The following is a 14,763-nucleotide window of genomic DNA, read 5'->3' on the forward strand; positions in this document are numbered from 1 at the left end:
ATGCGGCGCGCATCATGACCGGGACGAAAACGCGGCGAAGAATCTGCTCCGGTTCGCCCTGGCAGCCGGCGTGTAAGCTGCTCTACCGCGAGTTCCGCGGGAAGTGACGCCTGCGGACACCGGAGGTTACAGGCTTAGGCCGGTGCCGGTGGATGAAGCAGGAAGCAACCGGGACGGTATCCCTTTGCTGGGATATTTGTCCATGAGTTGCGGAACGGCAAGATGATCGACGCCCAGAGCATCGTCGTCGCGACGGTGGCGACGTACGAGACGCAGGAAGAAGGGCTGGCGAACGTCGGGACGATCTTCCGGCACGTGTTCTGGCACAGCGTGGCGCTGGCGACGCTTATGGGCCTTCTCGTCCTGCTTCAGGCGTACGCCTTTCCGTGGATGCAGGTGCCGTACCGACCTTAGCGCCTTTTTCGGCGGGGGGCGGGGCCGAAGAAGCGTCCGGGTGCCCGAGGCGGGCGGAGATGGCGGCGCCGGCCGACCGTGCCCGTTCCGCCAGCGCCGGAAGGCGGGGGGTCATCCGTTCCGTCGGGCCCGAGATGGAGAGGGCGGCGACGATGGCGCCGGTGTGGTCGAAGATCGGCGCCGCGACGCAGGTGATGCCCGGTTCGTTTTCCTCGTGGTCGAAGGCGACGCCCCGGGCCCGGATGTCGGCGAGGTGCCGGATGAGGGTCGCCTCGTCGGTGATCGTGCGGGGGGTGTGGCGGGGCAGGCCGTGCCGCCGGAGGATTGCGTCTCGCCGCTCGGGCGGCTGGTGGGCGAGGAGCGTTTTCCCGGCGGCGGTGCAGTGGAGGGGCGCCCGATGGCCGATGCGGCTGTGCATCCGGATCGTCTGGCGCCCTTCGACTTTGTCGATGTAGACCGCTTCCCCTTCGTTCAGGACGACGAGGTGGATCACCTCGCCGGTCTCCTCGGCAAGGGCTTCGAGCTCCCGGCGGGCCACCTGCCGCACGTCGAGATCGGCGAGAAAGCGCGTCACGAGGCTTAGCCACTTTGCGGTCAGGCGATAGCGGCCGTGCGCTTCGTCTTTTTCCATGTAGCCGAGTTCGACGAAGGCGGAAAGCAGGCGGTGGACGGTCGTCTTCGGCAGGGCGAGCCGGCGGGCGAGATCGGCGACGCCGACGCCGTCTTTGGCCTCGGCGACCGCTTCCGCAAGCCGCATCGCCCGCTCGAGCGATTTGATGGGCGACTCCATCGACAGAGCTCCTTTCCCGGGGCGAAATATCGATTTGAACTGTCGTGAATAAGATTGCACGCCGCGTCATTGCCGCGGGTTCTTCCGTTTCCGCCGAAACGATGATACCATAAGGTTGAATGCGGAACATCGTTCCGCATTGAGGAACGACGGCGGCGATCGCAACGATCGAAGGGTCGCGGTGAGGGAGGCCGCCTGAGCGGCGCGTCGCCCGCTGCGGCCGTCGGACGGCGTACGGCGCCGTGGCGAGATGGGGGAGAAAGGGTGAGGTGGATGTCGGAAGCGCGGAACGGGGCGATCGCGGCTCCGGACGGGGTCGAGATCCGCGGCCCGGTGACGGCGGCGTTCGCAGAGATCCTGACGCCGGAGGCGCTGGCCTTCGTCGCCGAGCTGGAGCGGCGATTCGGCGGCCGGCGGCTTGAGCTCATGAAGCGCCGGGAGGAGCGCCAGGCGGAGATCGACGCCGGGAAGCTGCCGGATTTTCTCCCGGAGACGCGGGAGATCCGGGAAAGCGCGTGGACCGTCGGGCCGATCCCGGCGGATCTTCAGGACCGGCGGGTGGAGATCACCGGCCCGGCGAGCGACCGGAAGATGGTCGTCAACGCCTTGAACTCCGGCGCCAAGGTGTTCATGGCCGACTTCGAGGATGCGAACGCGCCGACGTGGGAAAACGTCATCCAGGGGCAGATCAACCTTCGGGACGCCATCCGGCGTGAGATCGATTTCGTGTCGCCGGAAGGGAAGGCGTACCGCCTGAACGAGAAGGTGGCCGTCCTCATTGCCCGGCCCCGAGGTTGGCACCTGCCGGAAAAGCACCTCCTCGTCGACGGCCGGCCGGCCTCCGGGGCGCTGGTGGACTTCGGCCTGTACGTGTTCCATAACGCCCACGAACTTCTCCGACGGGGGAGCGGGCCGTATTTTTATCTGCCCAAGCTCGAGTCGCACCTTGAGGCGCGCCTGTGGAACGACGTGTTCAACTACGCCGAGGACGCCCTCGGCCTCGCCCGGGGGACGATCAAGGCGACGGTCCTCATCGAGACGATCCTCGCGACGTTCGAGCTGGACGAAATACTCTACGAACTTCGGGAACACGCCGTCGGCATGAACTGCGGCCGGTGGGACTACATCTTCAGCTACATCAAGCGGCTCCGGAACCGGCCGGAGGTCATCCTGCCGGACCGGGCCCAGGTAACGATGACGGTGCCGTTCATGCGGGCGTACACGCTCCACACGATCAAGGTCGCCCACCGGCGGGGGGCGTTTGCCATCGGCGGGATGTCGGCGTTCATCCCGGTCAAGGACGACCCGGAAGCGAACGCCCGGGCGCTCGAGCAGGTTCGCCTCGACAAGGAGCGGGAGGTGACCGACGGCCACGACGGGACGTGGGTCGCCCATCCGGCGCTCGTTCCGGTGGCGATGGAGGTGTTCGACCGGCACATGCCGGCCCCGAACCAGGTCCACCGGCGACGGGACGACGTCCAGGTGACGGCGGCCGACCTCCTCGCCGTGCCGGAAGGGTCGATCACCGAAACGGGGCTTCGGAACAACATCAGCGTCGCCGTCCAGTACATCGAAGCTTGGCTCGGCGGCCGGGGGGCGGTGGCGATCTTCAACCTGATGGAAGATGCAGCGACGGCGGAGATCGCCCGGGCGCAGGTGTGGCAGTGGATTCACCACCCGAAAGGGGTGCTGGACGACGGCCGCAAGGTAACGGAGGCGCTCGTCCGGACCCTCATCGACGAAGAAATGGCGAAGATCCGGGCGATGGTCGGCGAGGAGCGGTTTCAATCCGGCCGGTACGGCGAGGCGAAAGATCTCTTCCTCGACCTGGTGCTCCGGGACGATTTCGTCGAATTTTTGACGCTGCCGGCCTATGAGCGGTTGTAAGAAACGCGCGTCCGAGGGGTTGCCGGCGGAGGCCGCCGTCATGCCTGAGAACGCCGTCGGCCCGGATCCGGCCGCCTTCGCCGGCGAGGAGGCTCACGAACGCTCGAGCGTCCGGAGGGCGTCGGGCGATTCGGCGCCGAAGATCCGGCGCCGAAACAGAAGAGATGAAAAAAGCGCCGCCCTGGGCGGCGCTTTTTTCGATTCGGGCGCTGGCGACGGACGTTTTTCCCGCACGGCCGAAAGGCCGGGGCCCTCATTTCCGTCGCCTCGGCCGGCGCACCGGAGGCGCTCAGCGGGATTTGGTGAGGAGCTGGATCGCTTCCTGGATCTTCTGCTCGGTGTCCTCGCCTTTGATCACCTGTTCCCGGATGCACTGCTCCATGTAGTTGGCGATGACGTAGGCGATCGCCCGGTCGACGGCGGCGCGCATGGCCGAAAGCTGGTGGACGACCTCACCGCAGCTTCGCGCCTCTTCCATCATGCGGAGGATGCCCCGGGCCTGGCCTTCGATGCGCTTCAGGCGATTTTTGACCTTCTCGTCGTAGATCGTCGCTTCGCGCGAACGCTCCATGGCGTTCACCCTTTCTTTTCTATCGTGCTGATCCGTCGAAGCAGGGGCACCGGCCTCCGAACGGCCGCGCCGAGCGGCGGTGCCTGGAGGGGGCTCGGCCCGCTGTCGGAGGCGTATGCCGGTATCCCTAACTTTCTTCCCCTTATATCCTACCCGCACGTTCAAAAAAAAGAAAGGGCCTGGTACGACGGTTTCGCTTTTAAGGCGTTTTCTGCCGGTGTTTGCGGAGTTCGCCGATGAGGTGCGGAAGTTCCGGCAGGATGAGCTTTTCCATCCCGAGGGCGACCGCCTTGGTCGATCCGGGGAGGGCGAAGACGGGTTTCCCGGCGGCGATGCCGCCGATCGCCCGGGAGAGCATGGCCGCGGAGCCGATGTCGTGATAGCTCAGCATGCGAAAAAGCTCTCCGAACCCGTCCAGCTCCTTCTCGAGGCGGCGGGAGACGACTTCGACCGTCGTGTCCCGGGCCGAGATGCCGGTGCCGCCGCTTAGGACGACGGCTTCGACGTCCGGGTGATCGAGGGCCGCCGTCAAGGCGGCGTCGATGCGATCGGGCTCGTCGGGAACGATGGCATAGGAGACGACGGGAAAACCGCGGGCTGCCGCCAGTTCGCGGATGCGGGCGCCGCTTCTGTCCGTCTCCGGCGTTCGGGTGTCACTCACGGTGATGACGGCGATTCGGACCGTATCCGGCCCGGGAGTGTGGCAGACGGAATCGGGCATGGGGCAGGCTCCTTTCTGTTCTCATCTCCGTGGGGTTGAAACGCGTGTGACTTTCTCCGTTCCGCAACTCATGGACAAAGGTCGCGGTTGCTTCCGGCATCCTCGACGGGATGCGCGTAGACCGCGGCCGGAGTCAGCCGCGTTTCGCCGCAGAGCCCGACTCCACAGGCGTCACTTTCCGCGGAACTCACGGGAGGACCGCATTCACCTACGGCCAGGTCGAACCTGAGCCGGTTCTTCGTCCCATTCTCGTCCCGGTTGCGGTGCGCGCCGCACGCCGGATACGTCCACGCCCGGACGGAAAGCGGAAGATCGGAAAGAACATGCCCGCAGGCGCGGCACGTCTTCGACGGTTGTGGGCGAAGCGGGCCGCTTCGGCATGCTTCGCGAGGAGAACGCGCTGCCGGGCGTCGGGATCCGGTTCGTACCGGGAGGCTCTATGGATCTTCACGCTGGAGCGCCTCCAGCGCCCTTTTTGCCCGGCGTCTCGCGGAACGCTTGCCGTACCATCGTGCGGCGAGGGACGTGAGCACCTCGGTCATGTCGCGCACCAGGTCGTCGGCGTTCTCTTTTTCTTCTTCTTCCACCACCAGGACTCTTCGGCCTTGCGCCCGAAGGGCGGCTTCGAGGAATTCAAAACCAACGGGAGTGAGCCGGTCTCGGTGTTCGACGACGATCGTCGTGACGTTCGGGTCGGAGAGGAGCTTGATGAGCTCCCTCCGCTTGCCGTTCAGACCGGACCCGATCTCCTTGACCGTCTTTCCGACCGAAAGGCCCTGGGCATTGGCAAACTCCAGAAGCCTCACCACCTGTCGTTCGAGATCGGCCTTTTGGTCGGAAGACGACACCCGGGCGTAAAGGGCGACGATGCCAGCTTTCGGCGCTTCGGGTTCGTGGACGAGGATCGTGCCCGAGGGGGTGATTTCGAACGGCACGGGCATTTTGCCCTCTTTGACCCAGCGCCACGCCGTCTTGTAGGTGATGCCGCGTTTTCTGGCCCATTCGCTGAGTTTCATGGGTATATTTTACTTGAGAAAGTGACAAAGATCAATCCGTATTTTGGCTCCATGTCAAAAAGTGTGACCGGGCGATCCGATGAGCGAAGGGAACAAAGGGCCAAAAGCATCTTCGGTTTGATCTTCGGGTGCACGCCCTCGGTGTCGCCGTTCAACGCCCGCCAGGGGGGATCGGCAAGGATTTCGTTCTTCCGGCGCTCAAGCGTTCGGCCCTGCGGCAGGAGCGCCGCGTCTCTGCCCCCCTGCCTCAAAGCGGATCCGGTCGAAAATTGCCTTGGCTTCCTCCCGGGAGGCGGCCCGGGAGCGGTCTCGCAGCTCTTCCTTGACCCCGTGAAACTGCGCCCCGTTCCGGAGCCCGGCGGGTCGTGGCCGGCGCTTTCGCCGGACGCTCGCTGAGGTCTGCTTCGTTTTTGCGCGGACCCGCCGCGGCCGAATCCGGAGAGAGGCCGGCCCTTGATTCCCCCTGTCGACGCTCTGCTTATTTTGCACCAGGCGATCGATGATCCGGCCTTGAAGACCGTGCGCGTGTCCATGGACGGTTTCACAGGCGGTCGGAGCCTCCTTGGGATGGGGGATGGTGTTGGTGACGATCCCATGAGCGCTCTGACCGCCTTTTTCCTGCTTGAGCCACCCCACTTTTTAGCTTGGAGCCCCGAAGGCTCTTTGCCTTCGGAGGGGACCGTCACTGGAGTCCCGACTGCGTCAGGGTGCCGGGCTTACGCCCCGGACCTTGACAATACGTGTATAGACGCCGCTTTCATTCCGTCCCCTGAAGGAGGCGGGTCTTTCCGCGGCGTACTATAATATAAAAAATAAAAAATCCGAGTTTGGAGCGGGGGAGGAAATGGATCGGCCGGTCGGCGGGAAGGCGCCGCTCGTCCTGCGGGCGCACCATCTTCTCTGCATCCACGGGTTTCAGGGGATGGGCTACAGCGCGGAATTCGTCGCGACGATGGCGCGCATCGTCGCGGCGATGCGGGCTTCGGCGCCCCTTCCGGTGCGGGTCGTCCGCGGCCTCGATACGGCGTGCTTGAGCTGCCCGCACCACGGCGAGACGACGTGTGAGGCGTCGCCGACGTCGGAGGCGCACGTCCTCGGGATCGACGACCGGGTGCTAGCGCGGCTCGACCTTGTGCCGGGGAGGGTTTACGAGAAAGCGGAGCTCATCCGTAGGACGCGGGAGCGGGTGCGGCCGGAGGATCTTGACGAACTGTGCGCCGGCTGTTCGTGGCTTTCGTACGGTGTGTGCCAGGAAGGGATCGCCCGCCTGCGCGGAGGGGCAGACTGGGGCGCGCCGCCGGGATCAATCCATCGAAAAGGGGAGCGGGAAGATGGCGACGTCGACGGGGCGCAGGGATGATCTGGAGCGGACGACGGTGCGCAAGGTGTCGCGGAGGATTTTGCCGTTTTTGTTCGTTCTGTACATCATCGCGTATCTTGACCGGGTGAACCTCGGATATGCCGCCTTGGAAATGAACGCCGATCTCGGCATCGCCGCGGAGGCGTTCGGGCTGGCCGCGGGGATTTTTTTCATCGGGTATTTTTTGTTTGAAGTGCCGAGCAACGTCCTGCTGCATCGGCTGGGGGCCCGGGTGTGGATCGCCCGCATCCTCATCAGCTGGGGGCTCGTCGTGATCGCCACCGCTTGGGTGGCGAACACGTGGCAGCTGTACGCCCTGCGGTTTCTCCTCGGCCTGGCCGAGGCGGGCTTTTTCCCCGGCATCATCCTGTACCTCACCTACTGGTTCCGGGATCGGGACCGGGCCCGGGCGGTTGCCCTCTTCATGTCGGCGCTTCCGGTCTCCAATATCATCGGGGCGCCGGTGTCGACCTGGATCATCGATCACGTTCACTGGTTCGGGTGGGCCGGCTGGCGCTGGATGTTCATTCTGGAAGGGATTCCGGCGGTCGTGTTCGGCCTGATGACGCTTCAGGTTCTCACGGACCGGCCGGAGCAGGCCGACTGGCTCGCCAGCGAGGAAAAAGCGTGGCTCGTCGGGGCGCTCCGGGAGGAGGCGGCGGCGAAGCCGCCGGCGTCGACGTGGACGGCCTTTCGCGACGGGACGGTGTGGCTTTTTTCGCTGATCTATTTTACGCTCGTCGTCGGCCTGTACGGCATCGGTTTCTGGCTGCCGACGATCACCAAAGGAATCGCCGAGGTGATGGCCAAGGCGCAGGTGTCGAACACGACCGTGGGCCTGATCGTCGTCGTCCCGTATGTCTTCGGCGGCGCGGCGATGCTCCTCTGGTCCCGCCGGAGCGACCGCCTCGGCGAACGGAAGTGGCACACGGCGCTTCCGGCCCTCGTCGGCGCGGTCGGGCTCTTCTTTTCCGGTTTCTGGCCGGAGCCGTTCGGGGCGCTCGTGATGCTCACGGTGGCGACCGTCGGCATCTACAGCTTCTTCGGGCCGTTCTGGTCGTTTGCGAACCAGTTCTTAAGCGCCGAGGCGGCGCCCGTCGGCATCGCCGTCATCAACTCGATCGGCAACCTCGGCGGCTTCGTCGGCCCTTACGCGGTCGGGTATCTCAAAACCCTGACGGGCGCGAACGCAGCAGGGCTGTACTTTCTGAGCGCGTCTCTGGCGGTGTCGTTCATCCTCGTGACGCTCGTGCGGGTCAAGGCTCGGCAGGCGGTCGTTTAAAAGGGCGCTGCAAAGATTCAAAGCGAAATTCCGATCGGTTCCGGCGCGGAGCCGATCGGAGGGCAAGGAGGATCAACATGACCCGTTCCCATGCGCATGCCGCCGATCCGCGCCGGGCCGTCGGATGGATCGGCCTGGGCCGGATGGGGCTTCCGATGGCCACCCATCTCGTCAAGGCGGGCATCCCCGTCGTCGCCTGGAATCGATCGCCCAAAGAAGCGCCGGAGGGGACGGTTCGGCTTGCCGCCTCACCGGCCGAAGCGGCGTCGGCCGGCATCGTTTTTACCATGCTTGCCGACGACGCGGCGACGGAAGCCGTCCTGCCGGCGATCCTCGAGGGGCTTCCGGAAGGCGGCATTCACGTGGCGATGAGCACGCTCGGCGTCTCCTTTTCCCGTTCGCTTGCCGAACGGCATGCGGCCCGGGGGCAACGGTTCGTGGCGGCGCCGGTGTTCGGCCGGCCGGATGCCGCTCAGGCGGCGAAGCTCCGCATCGTCGTCGCCGGACCGCCGGCGGCCAAGGAGGCGGTGCGGCCTTTCCTGGCGCGACTCGGCGAAGCGATTTTTGACGTCGGCGAAGAACCGCATCTCGCCCATGCCGTCAAGCTCGGGGGAAATTTCCTCATCGCCGGCATGCTGGAAGCCCTTTCGGAAGCGTACGTGTTCGTGGACAAGCTCGGCGTGTCGCGGGAAGCGTTTTACGAAGTCCTGACGGCCTTTTTCCGCTCGCCGGTCTACGACAATTACGGTCGCATCCTGCTTGAACGGCGGTTTGATCCGCCCGGTTTTCAGCTTCGGCTCGGGCTCAAGGACGTTCGCCTCATCGCCCGGGCGGCCGATGAAGCCCTTGTGCCCCTTCCCCTGGCGGCGCTTCTTCTCGACCGGTATCGGGAGGCGGCCGCCAATGGCCTTGCCGAGGAGGATTGGACGGCCATCCTCAAGCGCGTCGAAGCCGCCGCCGGTCTCGTGCGTTAAACGTAAGGTTCAAAAACGCCTGATTTCGGCGGGAAGCCGCGGCGCGACCTTCGCGCTGGGCGGCCGTGCCGCAGGCGGCCCGCACGGGGCGACGGCACGGCGGGAAGGCCGGGGAAAAGTGCAAAAAGGCGCCGACGGGTTCCCCGGTTGAATCGGCGATATCCCGGTCGGCATTAGGGGGCCCCGGACAGCATGGTCAGAAGGCGGTACGCCCGAAGCACTTCATCGAGCGTCTCGGCGTCGGGCGCTTCAAAGTCGAGGACGACGACGTCGATGGACCACGCGGCGGTTACCGTGAGCGTCCGCACCTCCCGAACGGCAATCGCCGCCCCATCGTCGCGGCAGTGCCGCTCGGTGCCGGCCGCGCGATCTTGCGAGGGAACCGGTGAAGCAGAGAGGCGGTCGGGCGCCGCGTCCGTCCCTTCCGGCAAAGCGACGGATTCCGGAGAAGGGGTGGGCGGCGAGCACGGCCGAAAGCCGAGCTTTTGCATGTAGGCGCGATGCGTGCTCAGCGGAATCCCGCGAAATTCAAGTCGCGCCTGTGCCACCGTGTCGCCTCCTTTCGAACCTGCGTCTCGAACCTGCGTCGATCCATTATAACAAAATTCCTTCGTCCTTTCGCCCGAAGCACCGTTTGACCGGCAATCCCATATTTGATATTTTATTCACAGATCTCCTTTTACCCCTTTGGTCAAGGAGGTGAGGCCCGGTCCGGAAGGTGAGCCGGTCGTCTGGAAGGCGAGCCGGTCGTCCCGAGGACGCACCGGCCCGAGCGCCAGGACGACGCCGGCGAACTTCCGGGCCGGGGACCGGGATGCCGATGGAGACGCTGAAGATCAAAACCGGGGCCTTCGAGACGCATCTCAACCGCGCCGGGAACGGAAAAGCGGCGATCCTCATGATCCACGGCTCAGGACCGGGGGCGACCGCTTATTCGAACTGGCAGTATGCCCTCGCCGAATTCGGCACGACCTACTCGGCCCTGGCGCCGGATCTCATCGGGTTTGGCGAGAGCACCCATCCCGACCCACCGCCGACCGGCGTGCGCGCATGGATGCGGCTGTGGGTGCGGCAACTTCTGGATCTCCTTGACGTGCTCTCCATTGAACGCGCGCATCTCATCGGCAATTCCCTCGGCGGCGCGGTGGCCCTTCATCTCTTGATGGAAGCGCCGCATCGTTTTGAGCGGGTCGTGCTCATGGGTCCGGCCGGCGCGCCGTTTCCGATCACGCCGGAGCTGGACCGCATCTGGGGCTTTTACGACGACCCGACGGAAGAAACGATGCAAAGCGTGATCCGCTGGTTTGCCTATGACGAAGGCTTCATCGCCGATCGCCTGGAAGAGATCGCGAAAAGCCGTCTTCAGGCGGCGCTCAGGCCGGAAGTGCGGCGGAGCTACGAGGCGATGTTCCCGGCGCCGAGGCAGCGGCATGTGGACGATCTCGTCGTCCCCGAATCGGCGCTTCGGCGGATCCCCCATCCGGTGCTGATCGCCCACGGCCGGGAAGACCACATCGTTCCTTTCGAGACGAGCCTGCACCTGGTTCGGCATCTCCCGAATGCGCGGCTCTATCTCCTGGGGCGGTGCAGCCACTGGATCCAGATTGAACATAAGGATGCGTTTCACCGGGTGGTCGGCGCCTTTTTGCGCGGGGAAATCTGAGGGCGCTTCCGATCGGAGCGGGCCTCGTCAGGAGATCCCGGAGGAAGGGAAGGGGAATCATGCCGCGCCTGAAGGAGAAGCGGGCGATCATCACCGGTGCGGCCCGGGGCATCGGCGCGGGAATCGCCGAAGCCTTCGGCCGGGAGGGCGCGTCGCTTGTCCTTTTCGACAAGCGGGAAGACCAGCTTCGCGAGACGGCCGAACGGCTGAAGCGGCTCGGGTATGCGGTCGAAGTCTTCCCGTGCGACGTGTCCGATCCGGAGGCGGTCGAACGGGCGGTGGTCGCCGCGGCCCAAGGCGGGCGCTTCGACGTGCTGGTGATCAACGCCGCCGTGATCCCGCGGGTGCGTCCCATTTATGAAATGAGGCCGGAAGAATGGGCCCAGGTGCTTTCGGTGAACCTGCTTGGCAGTTTTTGGATGTCCCGGGCGGTCTTCCCGCATATGCAGCGGCAGGGGGGCGGGCGGATCATCATGATCGCTTCGCGGACGTATTTTTATGCGCCGCCCGGACAGGCGGATTATGTCGCTTCCAAAGGCGCCTTGATGGGCCTGGCGCGGGTGATGGCCCGGGAGCTCGGGCCGTACAACATTACCGTAAACTGCATTGCTCCGGGCTTTCTGCCGACGCCCGGGGTGTTGGAGAACATGCCGGACGCCGGCGAACGCCGGCATGACCTGCTTAAAAACCAGGCGATTCAGCGCCCGAAGGAAATCGGCGATTTTGCCGATGCGGTCGTCTTTCTGGCTTTGGACGCCGCCCGCTTCATTACTGGCCAGACTTTAATTGTGGACGGCGGGATGTATTTTCATTAATGCCGTCAGGTTTCGATCCGTGTTTTTTTGCGGAAGCGCGCGCCCGAGCCGGATCCGGCCGCCGATCGGCCGGAAGGGCGAGATCGGCTCGCCTTCCGTTTTATTGTTTCTTAAAAATGAGCGCATTTATTTTATGTTGACATGTTATTGGATATCTGATAATATTCTCGATGACGACGGAGAGGCAGCGAGGGGGGTGAGAGCGCTTGCTTTAGCGAAAAGGGAAAATCGGAGGATCCGCAGGCTTCGGGGCTGGACACTTCCAGAAGGAAAAAGGCGCGAGGAGGGAGTGTAGGGGCTGGGAACGGCTGAAAGCGGAAACAAGCGATGGGAAGCTCAGAATCCGACCGAGGTTTCCGAAAGGAAAAAGCGGTACAGTGTAATTTTTGAATGGAAGGATTGCAAAGGTTAGCCGTGGACTTCCCCTAGATTGCTTGACACGGGGTTAAGATTATCGAAATTGAAATGCTTCACGTATGACAGCGTTCGTATTCCTTTGGCGTGAGATAGCCCAGCGCGGAATGCATCCGTTTGCTGTTGTAAAACATCTCGATGTACTCAAACACCGCTTTTTCTGCTTCTCGTACGCCAGCGAACTTCCCGCCGGCCAGGAGTTCCGCCTTCAGCGTCTTGTAAAACGCCTCCATCACTGCATTGTCGTACGGGTCACCCAGCCGTGACATACTGATGACGCCGCCATGACGCTTCACGGTCTCTTGATACCGTCGGCTCGTATATTGCGATCCTCGATCTGTGTGGACAATGAGGCCCGCTGGCGGCTGTTCCCGGCCTTCTGCTTGCAAGAATGCATCAATGACAAGCTGCTCGGTCATGCGGGTTTTCATCGCCCATCCAACCACCTTGCGGGAAAAAACGTCGATGTAGGTGGCCAAGTACAGGAACCCGTGTTGCAGCGGAATGTAGGTGATGTCTCCGACCCACAGCACATTCTTGGTCTCAGCGGAAAAGGCTCGCTGAACCAGATTCTCCACAATCCGCCCGGCGGACGGCTTGCGACCCAGACGATGTTTGCGGCGCCATGGCAGAGCCACAAGGCCCATTCGCTGCATATGCCGAGCCACACGATTCTTACTCGTGAAGATGCCTCGCTTACAAAGTTCCAGCGCAATACGTGGGCTCCCATAGCGACCTTTGAATTCACGGTATACCTCACGAATGGCGTCCATGAGCAACTCACTGTCGATTTGTCGCTGGCTCTTACGGCGCTTGCACCAATCGTAGTAGGCTTGCCTGCTTACTCGCAGCAGACGGCACATCACCTTTACTTCGTAGGTCTTTGCGTTTTCCCGGATGAATCGGTACTTGACTTCTCGACCTCCCTCCAGTATGCCTGAAATTTTTTTAGGATCTCGTTCTCCGTCTCCAGCTCTTCAAGCCGCTTTTGCAGACGCTTGATTTCCCAATCGGCATGACGAATTGGTATACCGTTGCCGGAAAAGGCGTCTTCACCATGAGTCTGGTACTCATAAACCCACCGGCTGAGCATGGTTGGGAGAATCCCAAGTGCCTTGGCTACATGGGAGACCTTCTTTCCTTCCTCCAATACCTGTCGGACGGCTGCCACTTTGAAGGCTTTATCATATTTCCTTCGCTTCAACAAAATCATCCCCTTTACACTGAGTCTAACTTGGTCTTAACCCCGTGTAAAGAGGAATGTAGAAAGTCCACCGGGAAGGAAAGGATCAAGTCCCTATTTGTGTGTAAAATTTCCCCCAACTAGAATGAGCCTGACCCCATGAATCAACACGGGGTTGGTAAGGAATTCGAGCTTAACTGATTCATGTAACTTTTATGTTTCTATTGAGTGCCTGGGATTCGCGCCATTCGAGGTATTCCGTCATGTCCAGGTACTTTTTGCTGTTTGTCCACTTTTCGTCGATCTCCATAAGCAGCGCTCCCAAGAGCCTCAGCGCGGATTCCCGATTCGGGAAAATCCGAATCACCCGTTCGCGGCGCCGGATTTCCTCATTAAGCCGTTCTAACGCGTTGGTGGTCCGCAGGCGCTTACGATATTTTTCCGGTAACGCCAAAACGGCCGTCGCATCTTCAAACCCGGCTTCCAAATACGGCCATCGCTTTCGGGGCCTTTGTTTCATACGCCTCCAGCGTCTGATTCAAAAGAAGCCGCGCCGTCTCCATATCCGGTGCCTCCAGGATGGCGCGTACCCGACGATGCACCTCCTCTTGCAGCGGTTTCGGTGTCGCATCGAGAACGTTGCGCGTAAAGTGCGTCTGGCACCGCTGCCAGGTCACGCCCTGAAAGTGCCGACGAATGGCGCGTACCAGACCGCGGTGATCGTCCGACACCACCACATCGACGCCGTGAAGCCCACGGCTTTTCAACCAGCTGAAAAACTCGCTCCAGCTGGCTTCAGACTCGCTGTCGCCAAGCATCAGGCCCAACACCTCGCGATACCCCTCGGTGTTGATGCCAATCCCGATGAGCGCGCCGCGCGACCGAACGCGCCCCTCTTCGCGCACCTTCAGCACCAGCGCGTCGACGAGGACAAAGGGGTAGGCTTTCTCGTCGAGCGGCCGGTTGTTCTATGCGGTCACCACCGGGTCGAGCCGCTTGCATAGCTCCGAGACGGTGGATTTCGAGAACTCCGTGCCGCACAGCTCTTGCGTGATCTGTTCGACTTTTCGGGTCGATACCCCGTTGACCACCATTTCCATCAACGCCAGGACGAGCGCCTGTTCGCTCCGTTGATAACGAGCAAACAGTTCGGTGGAAAACTTCCCGTTTCGAAACCGTGGAACCCGAAGCGTGAGGGTACCAACCCGGGTGGTCAACTGGTGCGGATAGGTCCCATTGCGGTACCCTTGGCGCTCTTCTGTCCGTTCATAGGGCTGCGCGCGCAGTTGCTCCGTTGCCTGGGCTTGCAAGATTTGATTTAAGACAGATTCCAAGAGTTTGGCGAGAGCATCGTCTTTCGCATCGCGGAGAAAAAGTTGATGCAAAAGCAGCGCATCTACGGTAATCTGATAGTGAGCCATTTCAATCTCCTCTCCCTTTTTGGTGGTTTGTGGGGTCAACACCATTCTAACCGAGGGGGATTGGAAATGGCTCTCTGATTTTTTCAGAGAGTCTTTTTACACAAGAATATGGACTCAACATCCGAAGTCGTGTCCGGTATCATGTGTAAAAACGGATGGTCCAGGTAACATAAAATGAGCCATCCGGCCCTCTTTGGTAGAATGTGAGACGGAGAAGAAACCACTTCACCAGGAGGGATACCGGATGGCTCA

The 14,763-nt window shown here is 62.6% G+C and carries 14 protein-coding genes and 2 pseudogenes; 7 read left to right on the top strand and 9 right to left on the bottom strand.

Annotated elements, in window-relative coordinates; translation table 11 throughout:
- Positions 1 to 207: 207 nt before the first annotated feature.
- Positions 208 to 414: a hypothetical protein gene (locus tag SA87_RS08205; RefSeq protein ID WP_211258042.1), complete on the top strand. Its 207-nt coding sequence runs from the start codon at positions 208 to 210 to the stop codon at positions 412 to 414.
- Here SA87_RS08205 and SA87_RS08210 read toward each other — a convergent pair.
- A complete protein-coding gene (locus SA87_RS08210; protein ID WP_066201916.1) occupies positions 347 to 1,204 on the bottom strand; it encodes an IclR family transcriptional regulator in 858 nt (285 codons plus the stop codon). The genes SA87_RS08205 and SA87_RS08210 overlap by 68 nt on opposite strands.
- Positions 1,205 to 1,477: 273 nt before the next feature.
- On the opposite strand from SA87_RS08210, the gene aceB reads away from it, so the two are divergent.
- Complete coding sequence (gene aceB, locus SA87_RS08215; protein WP_066201919.1) at positions 1,478 to 3,091, top strand: malate synthase A; 1,614 nt, start codon at positions 1,478 to 1,480, stop codon at positions 3,089 to 3,091.
- Positions 3,092 to 3,380: 289 nt separating this feature from the next.
- On the opposite strand, the gene SA87_RS08220 is transcribed toward aceB, so the two are convergent.
- From SA87_RS08220 to SA87_RS08230, 4 genes and pseudogenes are all read right to left on the bottom strand, one after another.
- Entirely contained in the window at positions 3,381 to 3,662 is a 282-nt protein-coding gene (locus SA87_RS08220; protein WP_066201922.1) for a metal-sensitive transcriptional regulator, read from the bottom strand.
- Between the two features lie 199 nt (positions 3,663 to 3,861).
- On the bottom strand, positions 3,862 to 4,383 hold the full coding sequence (locus SA87_RS08225; RefSeq protein WP_066201927.1) for a MogA/MoaB family molybdenum cofactor biosynthesis protein: 522 nt from the start codon (positions 4,381 to 4,383) through the stop codon (positions 3,862 to 3,864).
- A gap of 68 nt (positions 4,384 to 4,451) precedes the next feature.
- Positions 4,452 to 4,721, bottom strand: a pseudogene (locus SA87_RS12705) (hypothetical protein); the annotation flags it as partial.
- Between the two features lie 99 nt (positions 4,722 to 4,820).
- On the bottom strand, positions 4,821 to 5,399 hold the full coding sequence (locus tag SA87_RS08230; RefSeq protein WP_066201930.1) for an IS607 family transposase: 579 nt from the start codon (positions 5,397 to 5,399) through the stop codon (positions 4,821 to 4,823).
- An 844-nt stretch (positions 5,400 to 6,243) separates the two neighbouring features.
- On the opposite strand from SA87_RS08230, the gene SA87_RS08240 reads away from it, so the two are divergent.
- From SA87_RS08240 to SA87_RS08250, 3 genes are all read left to right on the top strand, one after another.
- Positions 6,244 to 6,759, top strand: a complete 516-nt coding sequence (locus SA87_RS08240) for a DUF1284 domain-containing protein (RefSeq protein ID WP_066201936.1) — start codon at positions 6,244 to 6,246, stop codon at positions 6,757 to 6,759.
- Positions 6,731 to 8,041, top strand: a complete 1,311-nt coding sequence (locus SA87_RS08245) for an MFS transporter (protein ID WP_066201937.1) — start codon at positions 6,731 to 6,733, stop codon at positions 8,039 to 8,041. The genes SA87_RS08240 and SA87_RS08245 overlap by 29 nt, the downstream gene beginning before the upstream one ends.
- Before the next feature lie 77 nt (positions 8,042 to 8,118).
- Entirely contained in the window at positions 8,119 to 9,015 is an 897-nt protein-coding gene (locus SA87_RS08250) for an NAD(P)-dependent oxidoreductase (protein ID WP_066201938.1), read from the top strand.
- Between the two features lie 173 nt (positions 9,016 to 9,188).
- Here SA87_RS08250 and SA87_RS08255 read toward each other — a convergent pair whose 3' ends face one another.
- On the bottom strand, positions 9,189 to 9,563 hold the full coding sequence (locus tag SA87_RS08255) for a hypothetical protein (protein ID WP_066201940.1): 375 nt from the start codon (positions 9,561 to 9,563) through the stop codon (positions 9,189 to 9,191).
- Between the two features lie 266 nt (positions 9,564 to 9,829).
- Between SA87_RS08255 and SA87_RS08260 the strand changes: the two genes are divergently transcribed.
- Both SA87_RS08260 and SA87_RS08265 read left to right on the top strand, forming a co-directional pair.
- Positions 9,830 to 10,678 carry an alpha/beta fold hydrolase gene (locus SA87_RS08260; protein WP_211258043.1) on the top strand — a complete coding sequence of 283 codons (849 nt, stop codon included), beginning with the start codon at positions 9,830 to 9,832 and terminating at the stop codon, positions 10,676 to 10,678.
- A gap of 59 nt (positions 10,679 to 10,737) precedes the next feature.
- Positions 10,738 to 11,493, top strand: coding sequence for an SDR family NAD(P)-dependent oxidoreductase (locus tag SA87_RS08265; protein ID WP_066201942.1), 756 nt, complete (start codon positions 10,738 to 10,740; stop codon positions 11,491 to 11,493).
- A gap of 470 nt (positions 11,494 to 11,963) precedes the next feature.
- On the opposite strand, the gene SA87_RS08270 is transcribed toward SA87_RS08265, so the two are convergent.
- The 3 genes and pseudogenes from SA87_RS08270 to SA87_RS08280 all read right to left on the bottom strand — a co-directional run bounded on the left by SA87_RS08270 (position 11,964) and on the right by SA87_RS08280 (position 14,511).
- Positions 11,964 to 12,851: an IS3 family transposase gene (locus SA87_RS08270; protein WP_156423527.1), complete on the bottom strand. Its 888-nt coding sequence runs from the start codon at positions 12,849 to 12,851 to the stop codon at positions 11,964 to 11,966.
- Positions 12,776 to 13,111: a transposase gene (locus SA87_RS08275; protein WP_169793286.1), complete on the bottom strand. Its 336-nt coding sequence runs from the start codon at positions 13,109 to 13,111 to the stop codon at positions 12,776 to 12,778. Before SA87_RS08275 ends, SA87_RS08270 begins: the two co-directional genes overlap by 76 nt.
- 181 nt (positions 13,112 to 13,292) lie before the next feature.
- Positions 13,293 to 14,511 (bottom strand): annotated as a pseudogene (locus tag SA87_RS08280) (IS256 family transposase).
- Positions 14,512 to 14,763: the final 252 nt, after the last annotated feature.

Origin of the sequence: Hydrogenibacillus schlegelii (genome assembly GCF_001653195.1) — a bacterium.
GTDB lineage: Bacteria > Bacillota > Bacilli > Thermicanales > DSM-22653 > Hydrogenibacillus > Hydrogenibacillus schlegelii.